Annotated in this window: 14 protein-coding genes; 11 read left to right on the forward strand and 3 right to left on the reverse strand. The window is 60.0% G+C overall.

Annotation, left to right across the window (positions count from 1 at the left end; genetic code table 11):
• Window positions 1-11: 11 nt before the first annotated feature.
• Complete coding sequence (gene bioB, locus K5K95_RS06120) at window positions 12-1,067, reverse strand: biotin synthase BioB (protein WP_090178993.1); 1,056 nt, start codon at window positions 1,065-1,067, stop codon at window positions 12-14.
• A 92-nt stretch (window positions 1,068-1,159) separates the two neighbouring features.
• Between bioB and K5K95_RS06125 the strand changes: the two genes are divergently transcribed.
• The 5 genes from K5K95_RS06125 to rarD all read left to right on the forward strand — a co-directional run bounded on the left by K5K95_RS06125 (window position 1,160) and on the right by rarD (window position 7,083).
• Window positions 1,160-1,900, forward strand: a complete 741-nt coding sequence (locus tag K5K95_RS06125) for a ComF family protein (protein WP_222588732.1) — start codon at window positions 1,160-1,162, stop codon at window positions 1,898-1,900.
• Between the two features lie 185 nt (window positions 1,901-2,085).
• Window positions 2,086-2,850, forward strand: a complete 765-nt coding sequence (locus K5K95_RS06130; RefSeq protein ID WP_222588733.1) for a TOBE domain-containing protein — start codon at window positions 2,086-2,088, stop codon at window positions 2,848-2,850.
• Window positions 2,851-2,908: 58 nt separating this feature from the next.
• Window positions 2,909-4,810 carry a PhoX family protein gene (locus K5K95_RS06135; RefSeq protein WP_222588734.1) on the forward strand — a complete coding sequence of 634 codons (1,902 nt, stop codon included), beginning with the start codon at window positions 2,909-2,911 and terminating at the stop codon, window positions 4,808-4,810.
• Window positions 4,811-5,015: 205 nt separating this feature from the next.
• Window positions 5,016-5,990 (forward strand): serine/threonine protein kinase, encoded by a 975-nt coding sequence (locus tag K5K95_RS06140; RefSeq protein WP_222588735.1) that lies wholly within the window; start codon window positions 5,016-5,018, stop codon window positions 5,988-5,990.
• 205 nt (window positions 5,991-6,195) lie between these two features.
• The gene (gene rarD / locus K5K95_RS06145; RefSeq protein WP_222588736.1) at window positions 6,196-7,083 is read left to right on the forward strand and encodes an EamA family transporter RarD; all 888 of its coding nucleotides are present in this window, start codon (window positions 6,196-6,198) and stop codon (window positions 7,081-7,083) included.
• 215 nt (window positions 7,084-7,298) lie between these two features.
• Here rarD and K5K95_RS06150 read toward each other — a convergent pair whose 3' ends face one another.
• Window positions 7,299-7,817 (reverse strand): glycine cleavage system protein R, encoded by a 519-nt coding sequence (locus tag K5K95_RS06150; RefSeq protein ID WP_222588737.1) that lies wholly within the window; start codon window positions 7,815-7,817, stop codon window positions 7,299-7,301.
• 536 nt (window positions 7,818-8,353) lie between these two features.
• Here K5K95_RS06150 and K5K95_RS06155 point away from each other — a divergent pair.
• On the forward strand, window positions 8,354-10,531 hold the full coding sequence (locus K5K95_RS06155) for a malate synthase G (protein WP_222588738.1): 2,178 nt from the start codon (window positions 8,354-8,356) through the stop codon (window positions 10,529-10,531).
• 58 nt (window positions 10,532-10,589) lie between these two features.
• On the opposite strand, the gene K5K95_RS06160 is transcribed toward K5K95_RS06155, so the two are convergent.
• Window positions 10,590-11,054, reverse strand: coding sequence for a response regulator (locus K5K95_RS06160; RefSeq protein ID WP_222588739.1), 465 nt, complete (start codon window positions 11,052-11,054; stop codon window positions 10,590-10,592).
• Between the two features lie 262 nt (window positions 11,055-11,316).
• On the opposite strand from K5K95_RS06160, the gene K5K95_RS06165 reads away from it, so the two are divergent.
• The 5 genes from K5K95_RS06165 to K5K95_RS06185 all read left to right on the forward strand — a co-directional run bounded on the left by K5K95_RS06165 (window position 11,317) and on the right by K5K95_RS06185 (window position 18,343).
• Window positions 11,317-13,251 (forward strand): putative nucleotidyltransferase substrate binding domain-containing protein, encoded by a 1,935-nt coding sequence (locus K5K95_RS06165; protein ID WP_222588740.1) that lies wholly within the window; start codon window positions 11,317-11,319, stop codon window positions 13,249-13,251.
• Window positions 13,248-13,955 (forward strand): PolC-type DNA polymerase III, encoded by a 708-nt coding sequence (locus K5K95_RS06170; RefSeq protein ID WP_222588741.1) that lies wholly within the window; start codon window positions 13,248-13,250, stop codon window positions 13,953-13,955. Before K5K95_RS06165 ends, K5K95_RS06170 begins: the two co-directional genes overlap by 4 nt.
• A 244-nt stretch (window positions 13,956-14,199) precedes the next feature.
• Window positions 14,200-14,718 carry an RNA polymerase sigma factor gene (locus K5K95_RS06175; RefSeq protein ID WP_222588742.1) on the forward strand — a complete coding sequence of 173 codons (519 nt, stop codon included), beginning with the start codon at window positions 14,200-14,202 and terminating at the stop codon, window positions 14,716-14,718.
• A complete protein-coding gene (locus tag K5K95_RS06180) occupies window positions 14,715-15,686 on the forward strand; it encodes a FecR domain-containing protein (RefSeq protein ID WP_222588743.1) in 972 nt (323 codons plus the stop codon). The genes K5K95_RS06175 and K5K95_RS06180 overlap by 4 nt, the downstream gene beginning before the upstream one ends.
• A 230-nt stretch (window positions 15,687-15,916) precedes the next feature.
• On the forward strand, window positions 15,917-18,343 hold the full coding sequence (locus tag K5K95_RS06185) for a TonB-dependent siderophore receptor (protein WP_222588744.1): 2,427 nt from the start codon (window positions 15,917-15,919) through the stop codon (window positions 18,341-18,343).
• Window positions 18,344-18,394: the final 51 nt, after the last annotated feature.

Genomic DNA, 18,394 nt, shown 5'->3' on the forward strand with positions numbered 1-18,394 from the left:
TCGGGAAAGCTTCAAACAGCCGCGTTATAGAACTGCTCGCTGCTCTTCTGCTCAACCAGTGCCTGTTCGATCGCGGCCTGATGCACCTCGTCTGCGTGCTCTTCGCGTGCTTCCGGCAGGATGCCCAGGCGACCGAACAGTTGCATGTCCTTGTCGGCCTGCGGGTTGGCGGTGGTCAGCAGTTTGTCGCCGTAGAAAATCGAGTTGGCGCCAGCAAAGAAAGCCAGGGCTTGCATCTGCTCGTTCATCGCTTCGCGGCCGGCGGACAGGCGCACGTGGGATTGCGGCATCAGGATGCGTGCGACAGCGAGCATGCGGATGAAGTCGAACGGGTCGATATCGTCGGCATTTTCCAGGGGTGTACCCGCGACTTTCACCAGCATGTTGATCGGCACCGACTCCGGATGCTCTGGCAGGTTGGCCAGCTGGATCAGCAGGTTGGCGCGGTCATCAAGCGACTCGCCCATGCCAAGGATGCCGCCGGAGCAGATCTTCATCCCCGATTCACGCACGTAGGCCAGGGTTTGCAGGCGCTCGCTGTAGGTGCGGGTGGTGATGATGCTGCCGTAGAACTCAGGCGAGGTGTCGAGGTTGTGGTTGTAGTAGTCGAGGCCGGCCTGGGCCAGCGCTGCGGTCTGGTCCTGATCCAGGCGACCGAGGGTCATGCAGGTTTCCAGGCCCATGGCCTTCACGCCCTTGACCATCTCCAGCACGTACGGCATGTCTTTGGCCGACGGGTGTTTCCACGCCGCACCCATGCAGAAACGGGTCGAACCGATGGCCTTGGCACGAGCGGCCTCTTCGAGGACCTTCTGCACTTCCATCAGTTTTTCTTTTTCAAGACCGGTGTTGTAGTGACCGGACTGTGGGCAATATTTGCAATCTTCCGGGCATGCGCCGGTTTTGATCGACAGCAGCGTCGACACCTGCACGCGGTTGGCGTCGAAGTGCGCGCGGTGCACCGTCTGCGCCTGGAACAACAGGTCGTTGAATGGCTGGACGAAGAGTGCTTTGACTTCGGCCAAAGACCAGTCATGACGCAGGGTTGCAGTGGTGCTGGCGCTCATGGGTGCTTCCTTTGTTTTATGCTTGGCAAGCGGCTGAGGGATGGAATACCCACAGACGCGACACGGATGTTCGGCATATTTAAGGAAGAGCGATGCGCTGTCAACCACGATACGAAGGACCGGTTTACATCTGGTTAAAAAACAAACAATTCTGTTTGCTTTGCTCGGAAGAGGCCGATGAGGCAACGCCCATCTGCATCGCCTGTGAAACCGAGTTGCCCTGGCTGGGTGATCAGTGCCGAACCTGCGCGCTGCCGTTACCCTCCGCCGGCCTGACCTGTGGCCAGTGCCTGAATCAACCGCCCGCCTTCGAGCAAGTCGCCGTGCCGTGGACTTACAGCTTTCCGGTGGACACCTTGATTACCCGTTTCAAACACTCAGCGAAGTGGCCACTTGGCCACCTGCTGGCCGAACTTCTTGCCCAATTCCTGCAACATCGCTTCGATGAGGACCTGAACCGGCCAGATGCGCTGGTCCCAGTGCCGCTGGCCTCCAGGCGCCTGCGCCAGCGTGGTTTCAATCAAGCGGCGATGCTCGCACGCTGGCTTGGCACCCGCCTTGACCTACCGTGTGACGAACGGCTGCTGCTGAGAGTCCAGGACACCAGTGCGCAACAGGACCTGACTGCCGACGCTCGCAAAAAGAACCTGCGCAATGCCTTTGCCTTGGTGCCGGATGCGTCAATCAAGGGCCGGCATCTGGCATTGGTCGATGACGTGCTGACCACCGGTGCCACAGCGCAGGCTCTGGCCCGATTGCTAATGGATGCTGGCGCGGCACGAGTTGATGTCTATTGCCTGGCCCGCACACCCAAACCCGGTGACACAGCTTGAGTAACGAACACCGAGGCTTGTGGGAGCAAGCCTGCTCACGATGCGGCCATAAAACTCAACATTGATGTCGGCTACATCGACGCCATCGCGAGCAGGCTCGCTCCCACAAGGAGTGCGGCCTGACTTGACTACCGGCCCCCAAGCGGCGAACGTCCTCTCATCGCCATGACCCGAAGCACCTCACCATGTCCCTGCCTACGTTGTTGTCCCAACACATTGTCCGCCGTCCCCAGCGCATCGCGTTGCTGCAACACATTGCCGAACAGGGTTCGATCACCCGCGCGGCGAAAAGCGCGGGGCTGAGTTACAAGGCGGCGTGGGATGCCATCGACGAGCTGAACAACCTCGCACAAAAACCGCTGGTGGAGCGCAGCGTCGGCGGCAAGGGCGGCGGTGGCGCCAGACTTTCCAGCGAAGGTGAGCGCGTATTGCGCCTGTATCAAAAGCTCCAAGCCTTGCAGGCTCAGGTGCTGGAAGCCGCCGAAGAAGCCAGCGATCTGGATCTCCTCGGTCGGCTGATGCTCAGGACCAGCGCGCGCAATCAGTTGCATGGCAAGGTCCTGGCGATTGAAAGCCAGGGGCACAACGATCGTATCCGTCTTGAACTGGCCGAAGGCTTGACCCTCGATGCGCAGATCACACACGACAGCACGGTGCGTCTGGAGCTGGAAACCGGCACCGAAGTCGTCGCATTGATCAAGGCGGGATGGCTGGAGTTGCTGGCTATTGATCACCAGGCAACACCTGGCAACAATATTCTGCACGGCACCATTGAAGCCATTCTCGATGCCCAGGACGGACCCAGCGAAGTGCGCATCGGCCTGCCCAATGGCCAGACACTCTGCGCGCTGGCGGCACCGCTGCACTTGAAGGCACTTGGGCTGGCCGCTGACAAGCCGGTGCTGGTGCAGTTCGCGCCCTCCAACGTGTTGCTCGGGACACCGCTCTGAAACAAAAGCTTCATTAAGGCTCTTTAAGGTGGCTGCAAAAACCAGCAGGGAGCCTGATGTGAGCCTATTAGAAGAAGACCAGTCCACCGACCTCGAAAAAATGGTCGGTCTCAGCCGCCGCGGCTTCATCAGCGCCGGCGCCCTCTGCGGTGCGGCCATGTTTTTGGGTGGCAACCTGCTGAGCCGCAGCGTACTGGCCGCGAGCGTCAGTGCCGGCACAAGCAAACTGTTGGGCTTTGACAGCATCCCCGCCGCCACCAGCGACGCCATCAGCCTGCCACCGGGTTACAAGTCTTCGGTGCTGATCAGTTGGGGCCAGCCGCTACAAAAAGACGGTCCGGCGTTCGACCCCAGCGGCAACGGCACCGCCGAGCAGCAGGAAGTCCAGTTCGGCGATAACAACGACGGCATGAGCCTGTTCGAGTTTCCCGAAGATAAAAACCGGGCGCTAATGGCGATCAACAACGAATACACCAACTACCGCTACCTCTACCCGCACGGTGGCATGCCGCAATCGGCCGAAGAAGTGCGCAAGGCGCTGGCCTGCGAAGGCGTGTCGGTGATTGAAGTGCAGCGCAAGAACGGTCAGTGGCAATTCGTCCAAGGCTCGCGTTTCAACCGGCGCATTCACGGCAACGCGCCGATCAGCCTCAGCGGCCCGGCCGCCGGCCACGAGCTGCTTAAAACCAGCGCCGACCCTCAGGGCAAGAATGTCCTCGGCACGTTCCAGAACTGCGCCAACGGCAAGACGCCATGGGGCACTTACCTGACTTGCGAAGAGAACTTCACCGACTGCTTCGGCAGCAGCAATGCCGAGCAGAAATTTGACGCCGCGCAAAAGCGCTACGGCGCAGTGGCCGCCAGCAAAGAGATCAACTGGCATCAACACGACGATCGCTTCGACCTGGCGAAAAATCCCAACGAACTCAACCGTCACGGCTGGGTCGTGGAAATCGACCCGTTCGATCCGCAATCCACCCCGGTCAAACGCACCGCCCTGGGTCGCTTCAAACATGAAAACGCGGCCCTGGCCGAAACCCATGACGGCCGTGCCGTGGTGTACATGGGCGACGACGAACGTGGCGAGTTCATCTACAAATTCGTCAGCCGCGACAAGATCAACCACAAAAACCCCAAGGCCAACCGCGACCTGCTGGACCACGGCACCTTGTACGTTGCGCGCTTCGACGCGGGCGACGGCAACGCCGACCATCCGAAAGGCCAGGGCGAGTGGATTGAACTGAGCCATGGCAAAAACGGCATTGACGCCACCACTGGCTTTGCCGATCAGGCTCAAGTACTGATTCACGCGCGCCTCGCTGCCAGCGTGGTGAAAGCCACGCGCATGGATCGCCCGGAATGGATCGTCGTCAGCCCCAAGGATGGCCAGGTCTATTGCACGCTGACCAACAACGCCAAACGTGGCGAGGACGGCCAGCCGGTGGGCGGGCCGAACCCTCGTGAGAAGAACGTTTACGGGCAGATTCTGCGCTGGCGCACTGACCGGGACGATCACGGCTCGAAGAGCTTTGCCTGGGACCTGTTTGTGGTCGCCGGCAACCCGAGCGTCCACGCAGGTACGCCGAAGGGCGGTTCGTCGAATATCACACCGCAGAACATGTTCAACAGCCCGGACGGGCTGGGCTTCGACAAGGCCGGACGTTTGTGGATTCTCACCGATGGCGATTCGAGCAACGCCGGTGACTTTGCCGGCATGGGTAACAATCAGATGCTGTGTGCCGACCCGGTAACCGGGGAAATACGTCGCTTCATGGTCGGGCCGATCGGCTGCGAGGTCACGGGGATCAGTTTTTCGCCGGATCAGAAAACGCTGTTCGTCGGGATTCAGCATCCGGGGGAAAACGGCGGATCGACATTCCCTGAGCATCTGCCTGACGGCAAGCCGCGGTCGTCGGTGATGGCGATTACGCGTGAAGATGGCGGAGTCGTCGGCGCCTGATCAGGCCTCATCGCGGGCAAGCCCGCTCCCACAGGATCTGCTTTGTGTCACAAGTCGTGTGCACAACACAGGCCCATGTGGGAGCGGGCTTGCCCGCGATGGCGTCAGTCCAAACACCGCACATCTCAACCCACCCCCTAAAGAAGCCCCGTCTGCGCTACCATGCTTGGCCGGACGCGGCAGCCTGCTGCGCGCAGGAGTCAGCATGGCCCACCCGTTTGCAACCCTCACCCCAGACCTCGTGCTCGATGCCGTCGAAAGCATCGGCTTTCTCAGCGACGCGCGCATTTTGGCGCTCAACAGCTATGAGAACCGCGTCTATCAAGTCGGCATCGAAGACTCCGAGCCGCTGATCGCCAAGTTTTACCGTCCGCAACGCTGGACCAACGAAGCGATTCTCGAAGAGCACCAGTTCACCTTCGAACTCGCCGAGTGCGATGTGCCGGTGGTCGCGCCGATGATTCACAACGGTGCCAGCCTGCACGAACACGCCGGTTTCCGCTTCACCCTGTTCCCTCGCCGTGGCGGCCGCGCGCCGGAGCCGGGCAATCTCGATCAGCTGTATCGCCTGGGTCAATTGCTCGGACGACTGCACGCGGTCGGTGCGACCAAGCCGTTCGAGCACCGTGAGGCGCTAGGGGTAAAAAACTTCGGTCATGATTCCCTGACCACCTTGCTCGAAGGCAATTTCATCCCCAAAAGCCTGCTGCCGGCCTACGAGTCCGTAGCCCGCGACCTGCTCAAGCGAGTCGAAGAGGTCTACAAGGCCACGCCGCACCAGAACATCCGCATGCACGGCGACTGCCATCCCGGCAACATGATGTGCCGCGACGAGATGTTCCACATCGTCGATCTCGATGACTGCCGCATGGGCCCGGCGGTACAGGACATCTGGATGATGCTGGCGGGCGACCGTCAGGAATGTCTCGGTCAGTTGTCGGAATTGATGGACGGCTACAACGAGTTTCATGACTTCGACCCGCGTGAATTGGCACTGATCGAGCCGCTGCGGGCGTTGCGCCTGATGCATTACAGCGCCTGGCTCGCCCGCCGCTGGGATGACCCGGCGTTCCCGCACAGTTTCCCGTGGTTCGGCAGTGAACGGTATTGGGGCGATCAGGTGTTGGCGTTGCGCGAGCAACTCGCTGCACTGAATGAAGAGCCACTTAAACTCTTCTGATTCACCCTGCCCCCCTGTGGGAGCGAGCCTGCTCGCGATAGCGGTTGATCAATCAACATCGATGTCGACTGACTCGACGCTATCGCGAGCAGGCTCACTCCTACAGGTATTGTGTTCACAATTGCCCAACCTATTCAGGCAGGACATTCGCCGACAAATCTCCTTACAATCCCCCCTTTGTTAGCTGCCTAAGCAAGGATTCTGCATGCAAGCTGCCAACCCGCGTCGCGGGTACATCCTGGGCCTGAGTGCCTACATCATCTGGGGACTTTTCCCGATCTACTTCAAAGCCATCGCCTCGGTGCCGGCCGTAGAAATCATCATCCACCGCGTACTCTGGTCCGCGCTGTTCGGCACCTTGTTGCTGATGGTCTGGAAACACCCCGGCTGGTGGCGCGAGCTGCGCGAGAACCCGAAACGCCTGGCGATCCTGGCCCTGAGCGGCACGCTGATCGCCGCCAACTGGCTGACTTACGTCTGGTCGGTGAACAACGGACGGATGCTCGAAGCCAGCCTCGGTTACTACATCAACCCGCTGGTGAACGTGCTGCTGGGGATGTTGATTCTCGGTGAACGGCTACGGCGCATGCAGTGGCTGGCGGTAGCCCTCGCCGCCATTGGCGTGGCGCAACAGGTGTGGCAGGTCGGCACTCTGCCGTGGGTGTCACTGGTGTTGGCTCTGACCTTTGGTTTCTACGGATTGATCCGCAAGCAAGCACCGGTCAAGGCGTTGCCGGGGCTGGTGGTGGAAACCTGGATGCTGGTGCCGATTGCCATCGCCTGGTTGCTGTTCAATCAGACAGCTACCAGCGCGCAGCCTGAGTTCTGGACTACCTCCCAAGCCTGGTGGCTGGTGGCGGCAGGTCCCGTGACGCTGGTGCCGCTGGTGTGTTTCAACGCCGCTGCACGGCATTTGCCCTACACCACGCTGGGATTTCTCCAGTATGTGGCGCCGACATTGGTGCTGCTGCTGGCCGTCTTGCTGTTTGGTGAACAAATGTCGCCGAGCACCTTGGTGACGTTCATCTTTATCTGGACCGGCCTGGCGGTTTACACCGTCGATGCCGTGATCAGCATGCGCCGCCGTAGCTGATCAGAAAACGTACAAACCTCTGCAGGCCACGTTGTCCGTGGCCTGCATCATTCCTTCCCAAGGTTATCCACAACGTGATCCCCGGCGTTTGTGTGCAACTTATTGAAACTGCTGGTTTTTTGATCAATTCCTGAAGAGTCCCGGCCCGTGTGGCCTGGCGGGCTGTCTCTACAGGTTATCCACAGGCAGGTGCACGTATAACTTGGATAACCTGCTCAAACTTCGCTACGTAGCACCAATTCCACCATCAGATCGTCGGCCAGGGTTTCCAGACGCGACTGCAATACGTCCAGAGACAAGGTCAGCGGCACCGCAAGAATCGCTTCGGCGTGGAACAGCGGCTCGCTGCTCATCGGCGCCGGGCGGACTTCAGTCACCAGACGCTCCAGGTTCACCCCTTGCTCGCTCAATAGACGGGTAATGTCACGGACAATCCCCGGACGATCATTGCCCACCAGTTCCATGGCGATCGGTTTCCAGGTGCAGGATTGCTCGATGCTGCTTTCGGCGATCATTACGCGAATGCCTTGAGCTGACAGCGCCTTCAGGGCATCGACCAATTCATCGTAGGCCTCGGCCGGCACGCCCACGCGAAGAATTCCGGCGAACTGGCCGGCCATGCGCGACATGCGGCTCTCCAGCCAGTTACCGCCGTGCTCGGCAATGCATTGGGCAATGCGCTCGACCTGCCCAGGCTTGTCCGGAGCGAAAACAGTGAGTACGAGGTGGTCCATGGCGCAGCCCTCTTTTGTTATAGAAACAGAAGTATAGGCAAGGCTTGATCCTGCGCTGAATCAACTGACGCCATCGCGAGCAGGCTCACTCCTACAGGTTCTGCGCTGTACCTGTGGGAGCGAGCTTGCTCGCGATTGGAGCGCCGCCGACAAACCTGCCGACCACAAATCGTGTACAAGTTTTTATATTTAACTGGAACAATCCGATAGTTTTTTGAGAACATCCCGTGCCCCGTCGTGACTGCAATGCGTCATGGGGTCGCAGAACGACGTAATTAGTCTAATTTTCACAACCGCAATTCATCATGTAGTATGCCGCAGCGCGCACTACATAACGTTGGATCGATGTCTGCCACAGGCACAGTCGCATCCCTGAAAGCCCTATCAGCAAGGCCTCAACGCCGTTGATCGGTTCCATCCCAGCCGCCCGAAATGGCATGTACTGGTGGAAGGGGTTTGTGGTTTAAATAGCCCGAGGCTTCATTGTTAATTTGAAGAGCTGAAAAGCGAAATAGCTGAGCAGAGTGAGGCAAGCAATGACTGAACACGTTCAAGTCGGTGGCCTGCAGGTCGCCAAAGTCCTGTTCGACTTCGTGAACAACGAAGCCATTCCCGGTACCGGCCTCACCGCCGATAAGTTCTGGGCCGGTGCCGACAAGGTCATTCATGACCTGGCACCGAAGAACAAAGCCCTACTCGCCAAACGCGATGATATCCAGGCTCGTATCGATGGCTGGCACCAAGCGCGTGCCGGTCAAGCGCATGATGCCGTGGCCTATAAAGCCTTCTTGCAAGACATCGGTTATCTGCTGCCAGAAGCGGCCGATTTCCAGGTCACGACGCAAAACGTCGACGACGAAATCGCCCGTATGGCCGGCCCGCAACTCGTGGTGCCAGTCATGAATGCCCGTTTCGCACTCAATGCCTCGAACGCCCGCTGGGGTTCGCTGTATGACGCGCTCTACGGCACCGACGCCATCAGCGAAGCCAACGGCGCGGAAAAAGGCAAAGGCTACAACAAGGTTCGCGGCGACAAGGTTATCGCCTTCGCCCGCGCCTTCCTCGACGAAGCGGCGCCCTTGGCGGCCGGCTCCCATGTCGACTCCACCGGCTACAAGATCGTTGACGGCAAACTGGTCGTCGCCCTTAAAGGCGGCAGCAACAGTGGCCTGCGCAACGATGCCCAACTGATCGGTTTCCACGGCGATGCTTCGGCACCGACCGCGATCCTGCTGAAAAACAATGGTCTGCACTTCGAAATCCAGATCGATGCCAGCACCCCGGTCGGCCAGACCGACGCTGCCGGCGTCAAAGACATCCTGATGGAAGCCGCGCTGACCACCATCATGGACTGCGAAGACTCCGTTGCCGCTGTCGATGCCGATGACAAAGTGGTGATCTACCGCAACTGGCTCGGCCTGATGAAGGGCGACCTGGCGGAAGAAGTCTCCAAGGGCGGCCAGACCTTTACTCGCACCATGAACGCCGACCGCACCTACACCGGTGTCGACGGCAAGGAACTGAGCCTGCACGGTCGTTCGCTGCTGTTCGTGCGCAACGTCGGTCACCTGATGACCATCGACGCGATTCTCGATAAAGACGGCAACGAAGTGCCGGAAGGCATTCTCGACGGCCTGATCACCAGCCTCGCGGCGATTCACAGCCTCAATGGCAACAGCTCGCGCAAGAACAGCCGTACCGGCTCGGTCTACATCGTGAAACCGAAGATGCACGGTCCGGAAGAAGCCGCGTTCACCAACGAGCTGTTCGGTCGCATCGAAGAAGTCCTGGGCCTGGCACGCAACACGCTGAAAGTCGGGATCATGGACGAGGAGCGCCGCACCACGGTCAACCTCAAGGCGTGCATCAAGGCAGCGAGCGAGCGTGTGGTGTTCATCAACACCGGTTTCCTCGACCGCACGGGCGATGAAATCCACACCTCCATGGAAGCCGGCCCGATGGTGCGCAAGGCCGACATGAAGGCCGAGAAGTGGATCGGTGCCTACGAGAACTGGAACGTCGATATCGGCTTGAGCACCGGCCTGCAAGGTCGCGCCCAGATCGGTAAAGGCATGTGGGCAATGCCCGACCTGATGGCCGCGATGCTCGAACAGAAAATCGCTCACCCGCTGGCCGGCGCCAACACTGCATGGGTTCCATCGCCAACCGCCGCTGCGTTGCACGCTCTGCATTACCACAAGGTCGACGTGTTCGCGCGTCAGGCCGAACTGGCCAAACGTGCGCGCGCTTCGGTGGACGACATCCTGACCATCCCGCTGGCCGTCAACCCGAACTGGACGCCAGAGCAGATCAAGAACGAACTGGACAACAACGCCCAGGGCATTCTCGGTTACGTGGTGCGCTGGATCGATCAGGGCGTGGGTTGCTCGAAAGTGCCAGACATCAACGACGTCGGCCTGATGGAAGACCGTGCGACGCTGCGTATTTCCAGCCAGCACATCGCCAACTGGCTGCGTCACGGCATCGTCACCGAAGCGCAAGTGATGGAAAGCCTCAAGCGCATGGCGCCGGTGGTTGACCGTCAGAACGCCAATGACGCGCTGTACCGTCCGCTGGCACCGAACTTCGACAGCAACATCGCCTTCCAGGCAGCGGTCGAACTGGTGGTTGAGGGCACCAAACAGCCGAACGGCTACACCGAGCCGGTCCTGCACCGTCGTCGTCGCGAGTTCAAGGCTGCCAATGGCCTGTAACTGAGCGCTGACGCCGGACAAAAAAAAGCCCTGATCGAAAGATCAGGGCTTTTTTATTTCAAATCGGGTCCTGCACATCCATTCCTAATCCCAACTCATGCTTGACCAGCGCCAACAGCTTGCCGGTATCGACAGGTTTGAGCAGGAAGTCGACCACGCTCAAATGCATCGCGGCGATTGCATCTTTGACGTCAGCGTCACCGGAAACAATGATGAACGGCATGGCCGCCCGAACTGACTCACGAACATGGCGGATCAGGTCCAGGCCATCGATATGCCCCATGCGCAAGTCAGTGATGACCAGACCAATCGATGGTTTCTCGCTCAACATCTTGAGGGCGGTTTCGCCACTGGCAGCGGTCAGGCAGCGGATGCCATCCAGTCCGAGAATCTCCGAAAGCAACTCTCGCGCGTCCTTGTCGTCATCGACGATCAACACTCGCTGTGGCGGCAAATCGGGTTCGAGCATGACTGCACTCAGCGCCTCGCGCTCGGCGTCACTCAAAATATCGTGGTCGGACATGGCTTTCTCTACAGTTTCAATTCAATCCCCTAGCACAATCGTCAGACATCGCTAAGCAGACCTTCAATGTGTACTTCGTCGGAAACTTTTCCTATAGCCAATGTAGGGGGTTTTTCCCGTATTTGCGTCAGACATTTCCTAACTTCCGACACTCGCACGCCCTACCTAGACTTACGTCCAATGGGCACTCTGCGCGCAGGGGCCGACCATGACGGAGTCACCCGACCACAACAATTCAAAAAAAAGACTGCGGTAATAGGTTATGAGTAAAGCGGACGCCTTCACCCAGGCAGGGAAAACCGCGGTGTTGCAGAACATCCAGGGCACCTTGCAATTTCTCCAGCGCTTCCCGCCCTTCAATCAAATGGAACACGCTCACCTGGCGTACCTGGTTGAACAATGTCAGCTACGTTTTTATGCCCCGGGCGAAAGCATCATCAAACCCGCCGACGGGCCGGTCGAGCATTTCTACATCGTCAAGCAAGGCCGGGTCGTGGGTGAACGCCCGCACACGGCCAAGGGTGGGACTGAGACTACGTTTGAAATCACCACCGGAGAGTGCTTCCCCCTCGCGGCGCTGCTGGGTGAGCGTGCGACCCGCACCGAACACCTGGCCGCCGAAGACACCTTTTGCCTGCAGCTGAACAAGCTGGCGTTCATCAAACTGTTCGCGCTGTCCAACGCCTTCCGCGACTTTGCCCTGCGCGGCGTCAGCAGCCTGCTCGATCAGGTCAACCAGCAAGTCCAGCAAAAGGCCGTGGAAACCCTTGGCACTCAATACTCGCTGAACACACGCCTTGGCGAATTGGCCATGCGTCACCCGGTAACCTGCAGTTGCGCCACCCCGTTGCGTGAGGCCGTGAGCCTGATGCACGAGCAACAGGTCGGCAGCATCGTGATCGTCGACGAGCATAAAGCGCCGTTGGGCATTTTCACCCTGCGCGACTTGCGTCATGTAGTGGCCGACGGCATCAATGATTTCAACGAAGCCATCGAGCGCCACATGACCCGCGCGCCGTTTTTTCTGACGCCGGACCACAGCGCCTTCGATGCGGCGATTGCCATGACCGAACGGCACATCGCCCACGTCTGCCTGGTGAAGGACCATCGTCTGTGCGGCGTGGTGTCCGAGCGGGACCTGTTTTCCCTGCAACGGGTGGACCTCGTGCACTTGGCGCGGACCATTCGCAGTGCGCAGAAAGTGGAAAACCTGGTGGCGCTGCGCGGCGAGATCGGCCAACTGGTCGAGCGCATGCTGGCGCACGGCGCCTCGTCAACTCAGATCACCCATATCATTACCCTGCTCAACGACCACACCGTGTGCCGGGTGATCGAACTGACCCTCGCCGAAAAAGGCGACCCGGGCGTGCCGTTCAGTTGGCTGTGCTTTGGCAGTGAAGGCCGCCGCGAACAAACGCTACACACCGACCAGGACAACGGCATCCTGTTCGAAGCCAAGGACGCGGCTCACGCGGCGGAGATTCGTGGCAAGTTGCTGCCCATCGCCCAGCAGATCAACCAAAGCCTGGCGCTGTGTGGCTTCACGCTGTGCAAAGGCAACATCATGGCCGGCAACCCCGAGCTGTGTTTGTCGCGTGCTGAATGGGCGCGGCGTTTTGCAGCCTTTATCCGCGAGGCGACACCGGAGAACCTGCTGGGATCGAGCATTTATTTCGACCTGCGCGTGGTCTGGGGCGATGAGCAAGGTTGCGAGCAGTTGCGCAAAGGGATTCTCGACCAGGTCGGCGACAACCGATTGTTCCAGCGAATGATGGCCGAGAATGCGTTGCGCAACCGGCCGCCGGTAGGACGTTTCCGCGAGTTTGTGCTGGCGCGCAAGAATGGCGAAAAAGCCACGCTGGATTTGAAAGTCCAGGGGCTGACGCCCTTCGTTGATGCCGCCCGACTGCTGGCATTGGCCCACGGAATCGAAGCGAACAATACCCTGGAGCGTTTTCGCCAATTGGTCGCCAGGGAAGTCATCGAACGACTGGACGGCGCAGCCTATGAAGAGGCCTACCACTTTATCCAGCAAACCCGTATGCAACAGCATCAGCTGCAAACCCGGGAGAACTTGCCCTACTCCAACCGGGTCGACCCGGACAGCCTCAATCATCTGGATCGGCGGATCTTGCGTGAATCCCTGCGTCAGGCTCAACGCCTGCAAAGCAGCCTGGCCCTGCGGTATCAGCTATGAGCCTGTTTTCATGGCTGCGTCCGGCGGGTCCAAGCCTTCCCGGAGAACTCCAGCAACGCCTGCAACGGCTGCCTTCGGTCCCGGAGCTGAGTGAATGCAGCCTGCGCGAACAACGCTGGGTGGTGCTGGATCTGGAAACCACCGGGTTGAACCTGAACAAGGATCGAGTGCTGTCCATCGGTGCGGTGGTGATTGAGGACGGGGCGATTGATTTCAGCCAGCAGTTCGAACGCACGCTGCAATGCGCCGATCTGAAACTGGCCCCCAGCGTGTTGATTCATGGCCTGGGGCCCAGCGCGATTGCCGCTGGCAGCGATCCGGCGCAGGCGCTGCTCGAATTCATGGAGTTTGTCGGTGACAGTCCGGTGCTGGCGTTTCATGCACCGTTCGATCAACACATGCTCGGGCGCGCGCTCAAAGATCATTTGGGCTACAAGCTGCAACATCCGTTTCTGGATGTGGCGGACATCGCACCGCTACTGTGTCCTCAGGCGCACATTCGCGACGCCGGGCTGGATGACTGGATCGACTGGTTCAAACTTGAAGTCTTCGAACGCCACAACGCCAGTGCCGATGCGCTGGCCACTGCCGAGCTGGCGTTGATTCTGTTCAGCCGCGCACGACAGCAGCAGATTCATAGCCCGCTGAATTTGCAGCAGCGGGTGAATCAGTGGAAACGCCGGCAGCGCGCACCGTCGTTCTGATATCCCGTCCCCCGGTAGGAGCTGTCGAGTGAAACGAGGCTGCGATCTTTTGATCTTGTCTTTTAAAAAACAAAGTCAAAAGATCGCAGCCTCGTTTCACTCGACAGCTCCTACACAGCTCCTGCACAAATCCTACGGGCTTCTCCCACCTGACCTGACCAGTGGCCAATTGCTTACATCCCCCGCCTCTGCCACAATCGCGAACAATTCTCGTTAGTTAATACTTCCCAATCGGTGATGCCGCGTGTCGTCAGTCCAAAGCCCTCAGAGTGAGCTCGTTGGTGCGTTATATCGCGACCATCGCGGTTGGCTCTTGGCCTGGCTACGACGCAACGTGGCCTGTCCGCAACGGGCCGAAGACCTGAGTCAGGACACCTTCGTGCGGTTGCTGGGCCGCGACGAGCTGAAGGAACCTCGCGAACCGCGTGCGTTTCTGGTGGCGATCGCCAAAGGTTTGCTGTTCGACTATTTCCGCCGTGCAGCGCTGGAACAGGCCTACCTCACCGAATTGATGCTGATCCCCGAAGGCGAACAACCGTCAGTGGAAGAACAGCTGTTGATTCTCGAAGACCTGAAAAACATCGACCGCCTGCTCGGCAAACTGTCGAGCAAGGCGCGGGCAGCGTTTCTGTTTAGCCGTCTCGACGGCCTTGGCCATGCCGACATCGCCGAACGCCTGGGCGTGTCGGTGCCTCGGGTTCGCCAGTACCTGGCCCAAGGTATTCGTCAGTGCTACATCGCGCTGTATGGAGAGCCGGTATGAGCCCGGCCAGTTCCAAACCGGTGTCCGCCCACGTGCTGGACGCGGCGATTGCCTGGCAATTGTCCCTCGATTCCGGCAACCCGGTGGAACGCGAAGAGTTCGCCAAGTGGCACGCTGCCCACGAAGAACATGCTCGTGCCTGGCGCCAACTGGGCATGCTCGACCAGCGTTTCAGCGTCGCCAGCGGCCCGGCCCGCACGGCACTGTTGCAGTCGCGCGAAAGCATTCGCCGCCGGGTGCGCAAACTGGGCAGCGGCGTGGCCAGCCTGGTTGCAGTGATCGGATTGGCGCTATTCGCCGGTGATCGTTATCTGCCCATCGACTATTGGCTGGCCGACCAACGCACCGCCACCGGCGAGCAACGCACCCTGCGCCTGATTGACGGCACGCTGATCAACCTCAACACCCACAGCGCCATCGACGTGCGCTTCGATGAAAAGCAGCGGCTGATCGTCCTTCAGGAAGGGGAAATTCTCGTCGAGACCGGTCATGGCGATGCCCGGCCATTTATCGTCGAGACCCGCGAAGGCAGCCTGCGCGCACTCGGCACCCGCTTCCTCGTCCGGCGCGAAGACGACGGCACGCGCCTGAGCGTGTTGCAGTCAGCGGTGGCCGCGCATCCGCAATCAAGTCCTGAAGAACAGATTCTGCATGAAGGCCAGCAAGTGCTGATGCGCGGCAATGGCCTGGGACCGATCACCACGCTCAACCTCGGCGCCGATGCCTGGACCCGCGGCATGCTGGTGGTGGACAACGCGCGACTGGAAGATTTGGTGCATGAACTCGCTCGTTATCGACACGGGCATCTTGGCGTTGCGCCAGAAATCGCCGACCTGCGCATCACCGGCAGCTTCCCGCTGCACGACACCGACAAGGCCCTCAACGCGCTGCTGCCGACCTTGCCGGTGCAGATCGAACAGCACACGCCGTGGTGGGTGACGGTGGCGAAGGCTCAAACCAACCCCTGATGATCGTTCCCACGCTCTGCGTGGGAATGCAGCCCGTGACGCTCCGCGTCACATGCCGAAGCGGACGCAGAGCGTCCATGGATGCATTCCCACGCAGAGCGTGGGAACGATCCCGATATGTGTAACGGCTCGCTATCTGAATAAAAATTATTTTCATCCAGCCCTATCACTTTTGGAATCTCGTGCGGCACCTAGGCAATTGAGAAATATTTCCATTCAGGAGCCGCTGTATGTCCCGTTCGCTCGACACCCTGTTGCGTCCCAGCTTGCTGGCAGTCGCCATTGCCTTTTGTGCCCCTCTGGCCAGCAGCCCGCTGATCGCCGCAGAACAGGCGTCCAGCGTTCGCGCCTACGACCTGCCGGCCGCGCCATTGGCCAGCACCCTGAATCAGATCGCCAGCCAGGCCGGCCTGGCGCTGTCATTGAATCCATCATTGGCAGCAGGCAAGACCTCGTCACCGGTGAAGGGTCAGTTCGACGCTGCCGGCGCGCTGCGTGAAGCCTTGCGTGGCAGCGGTCTGCAACTGGAACAAAGCAGCGCTGGCACCTTCAGTCTGGTCGCCATTCCCGAGGGTGTGCTGGCCCTGCCGGAAACCGCCGTCATCGGCGTCGAAAATACCGAAAGTGCCTGGGGGCCGGTCGACGGCTACCTGGCGACCCGCACCGCCGCTGGCACCAAGACCGACACCGCGCTGGTCGAAGCGCCGCGCTCGATTTCGATTGCCACCCGCCAGCAGATGGACGATCGCAACGTGCAGAACCTCGATGATGCCGTGCGCTACATGCCCGGCATCGTCGCCAGCAGCTACGGCAGTGACACCCGCGCCGACTGGTTGCGCGTGCGCGGTTTCGAACCGACCCAGTTCCTGGACGGCTTGCCGCTGCCCAAAGGCGTGTATGCCAACCCGAAACAGGAAACCTGGAACCTCGAGCGCCTCGCCCTGCTGCGCGGCCCGGCTTCGTCGGTGTACGGCCAGACCCCGCCGGGCGGCTTGCTGGACATGGTCAGTCGCCGTCCCACTGCGCAAGACAGCCATGAGATCGAGCTGCAATACGGCAGCGACAACCAGCGCCAGATCAACTTCGCCAGCACCGGCAAGATCGATGACGCAGGCCAGTTTCTCTACAGCCTGAACGGTGTGGTGCGCGACAGCGGCACACAGATCGACCACGTCGACAACAAGCGCTACAACATTGCGCCAAGCCTGACCTGGAACATCGACGACGACACCTCGTTCACCCTGCTCACGCAATTCACCCGCGACGATACCGGTATCACCAGCCAGTTCCTGCCGGTGCAGGGCACCAAGATCGACATGCCGTTTGGCAAGGTGTCCCATCACAAGAACCTGGGCGATCCGGATTGGGAATTCTACGACCGCACTTACTACGCGCTGGGTTACGCGTTTGAGCATCGCCTGAACGATGTCTGGCAATTCAGTCAGAACCTGCGTTACACCAAATCGGACCTGTCGTTCCAGGCTCTCACGGTCGGCTCTTACCCGTTTACGCAGGTGGATAACCAAGGAAACGTCGGGCGCACCAGCACCACCGTCGACGAAGACATCAGCCAGTTCGCTGTGGATAACAACTTCCAGGCTGACTTCGCCACCGGCGATGTGCGCCACACCCTGCTGCTCGGTCTCGACCACCAGCGCAGCAACACCAACTACACCTCGATTTTCGGTGACGGGCTGACCACCAACGTCAACAACCCGATCTATGGCCAGCCCATCGTTCGTCCACCGCGCTCCTCCGCGTTCTACGACTACGACCAAAAAACCCACCAGACCGGCGTGTACGTGCAGGACCAGATGGCCCTCGATCAATGGCGCCTGACCCTCGGCGGCCGTGAGGACTGGGTGCACACCGGCACAACATTCTTCAACAAGGGCGACGCCACCAACACCGAGCGCGACAAGGCCTTCAGCGGCAACGCGGCGATCAGCTATGTGTTTGATTCGGGCTTCGTGCCGTACCTGTCCTATGCCGAATCCTTCCAGCCAACCACCGGCGCCCTGGCCTCGGCCACCGAATCGTTCAAGCCTACCGAAGGCAAGCAGTGGGAGCTGGGCGTGAAATACCAGCCACCGGGCAGCAAAACCCTGCTCACCGCGGCGGTGTATGACCTGACCCAGCAAAACGTTTCCGTCACCACCACCGTCGGCTCCACGCCGATCACCAGCCAGACCGGTGAAGTAAAGGTCAAGGGCCTGGAGCTGGAAGCAGTGTCTGATGTCAGCGACAACCTGAAAATCATCGCCGCCTACACCCTGGCCAAGTCCGAAGTGCAAAAAGGCGATTTCAAAGGCAATCGCCTGCAACTGATACCTAACCAGCAAGCTTCGCTGTGGGCCGATTACACCTGGCACAACGGCGTGCTCGACGGCTTCGGCCTCGGCGCCGGCGCCCGCTATACCGGCAACACCTATGGCGACCAGGCCAACACCTTTCTGGGCAAGGCCGACGCCTACACCGTGTTCGACGCGGCGGTGCATTACGACCTCGGTCGTCTGGACAACAGCTTGAAAGGCGCATCGCTGGCCCTCAACGCGACCAACCTGTTGGACAAGGACTACATCTCCACCTGTGACAGTTTCTACTGCTACTACGGCGACCAGCGCAGTGTCGTCGCCAGTGCGACTTACAAGTGGTAATGGCCTGATTTGTCACGCCCAAGACCGAGCCGTCCAACAGGGACGGCTTTG

This window comes from Pseudomonas sp. DR48 (genome assembly GCF_019823085.1).
In the GTDB taxonomy this organism is placed as follows: Bacteria; Pseudomonadota; Gammaproteobacteria; order Pseudomonadales; family Pseudomonadaceae; genus Aquipseudomonas.

Bases quoted from the DNA above. Each gene is read 5' to 3' on its own strand.
- bioB (WP_090178993.1), bottom strand. From the start codon at position 1,067: ATGAGCGCCAGCACCACTGCAACCCTGCGTCATGACTGGTCTTTGGCC.
- K5K95_RS06125 (WP_222588732.1), top strand. From the start codon at position 1,160: ATGCGCTGTCAACCACGATACGAAGGACCGGTTTACATCTGGTTAAAA.
- K5K95_RS06130 (WP_222588733.1), top strand. From the start codon at position 2,086: ATGTCCCTGCCTACGTTGTTGTCCCAACACATTGTCCGCCGTCCCCAG.
- K5K95_RS06140 (WP_222588735.1), top strand. From the start codon at position 5,016: ATGGCCCACCCGTTTGCAACCCTCACCCCAGACCTCGTGCTCGATGCC.
- rarD (WP_222588736.1), top strand. From the start codon at position 6,196: ATGCAAGCTGCCAACCCGCGTCGCGGGTACATCCTGGGCCTGAGTGCC.
- K5K95_RS06150 (WP_222588737.1), bottom strand. From the start codon at position 7,817: ATGGACCACCTCGTACTCACTGTTTTCGCTCCGGACAAGCCTGGGCAG.
- K5K95_RS06155 (WP_222588738.1), top strand. From the start codon at position 8,354: ATGACTGAACACGTTCAAGTCGGTGGCCTGCAGGTCGCCAAAGTCCTG.
- K5K95_RS06160 (WP_222588739.1), bottom strand. From the start codon at position 11,054: ATGTCCGACCACGATATTTTGAGTGACGCCGAGCGCGAGGCGCTGAGT.
- K5K95_RS06165 (WP_222588740.1), top strand. From the start codon at position 11,317: ATGAGTAAAGCGGACGCCTTCACCCAGGCAGGGAAAACCGCGGTGTTG.
- K5K95_RS06170 (WP_222588741.1), top strand. From the start codon at position 13,248: ATGAGCCTGTTTTCATGGCTGCGTCCGGCGGGTCCAAGCCTTCCCGGA.
- K5K95_RS06180 (WP_222588743.1), top strand. From the start codon at position 14,715: ATGAGCCCGGCCAGTTCCAAACCGGTGTCCGCCCACGTGCTGGACGCG.
- K5K95_RS06185 (WP_222588744.1), top strand. From the start codon at position 15,917: ATGTCCCGTTCGCTCGACACCCTGTTGCGTCCCAGCTTGCTGGCAGTC.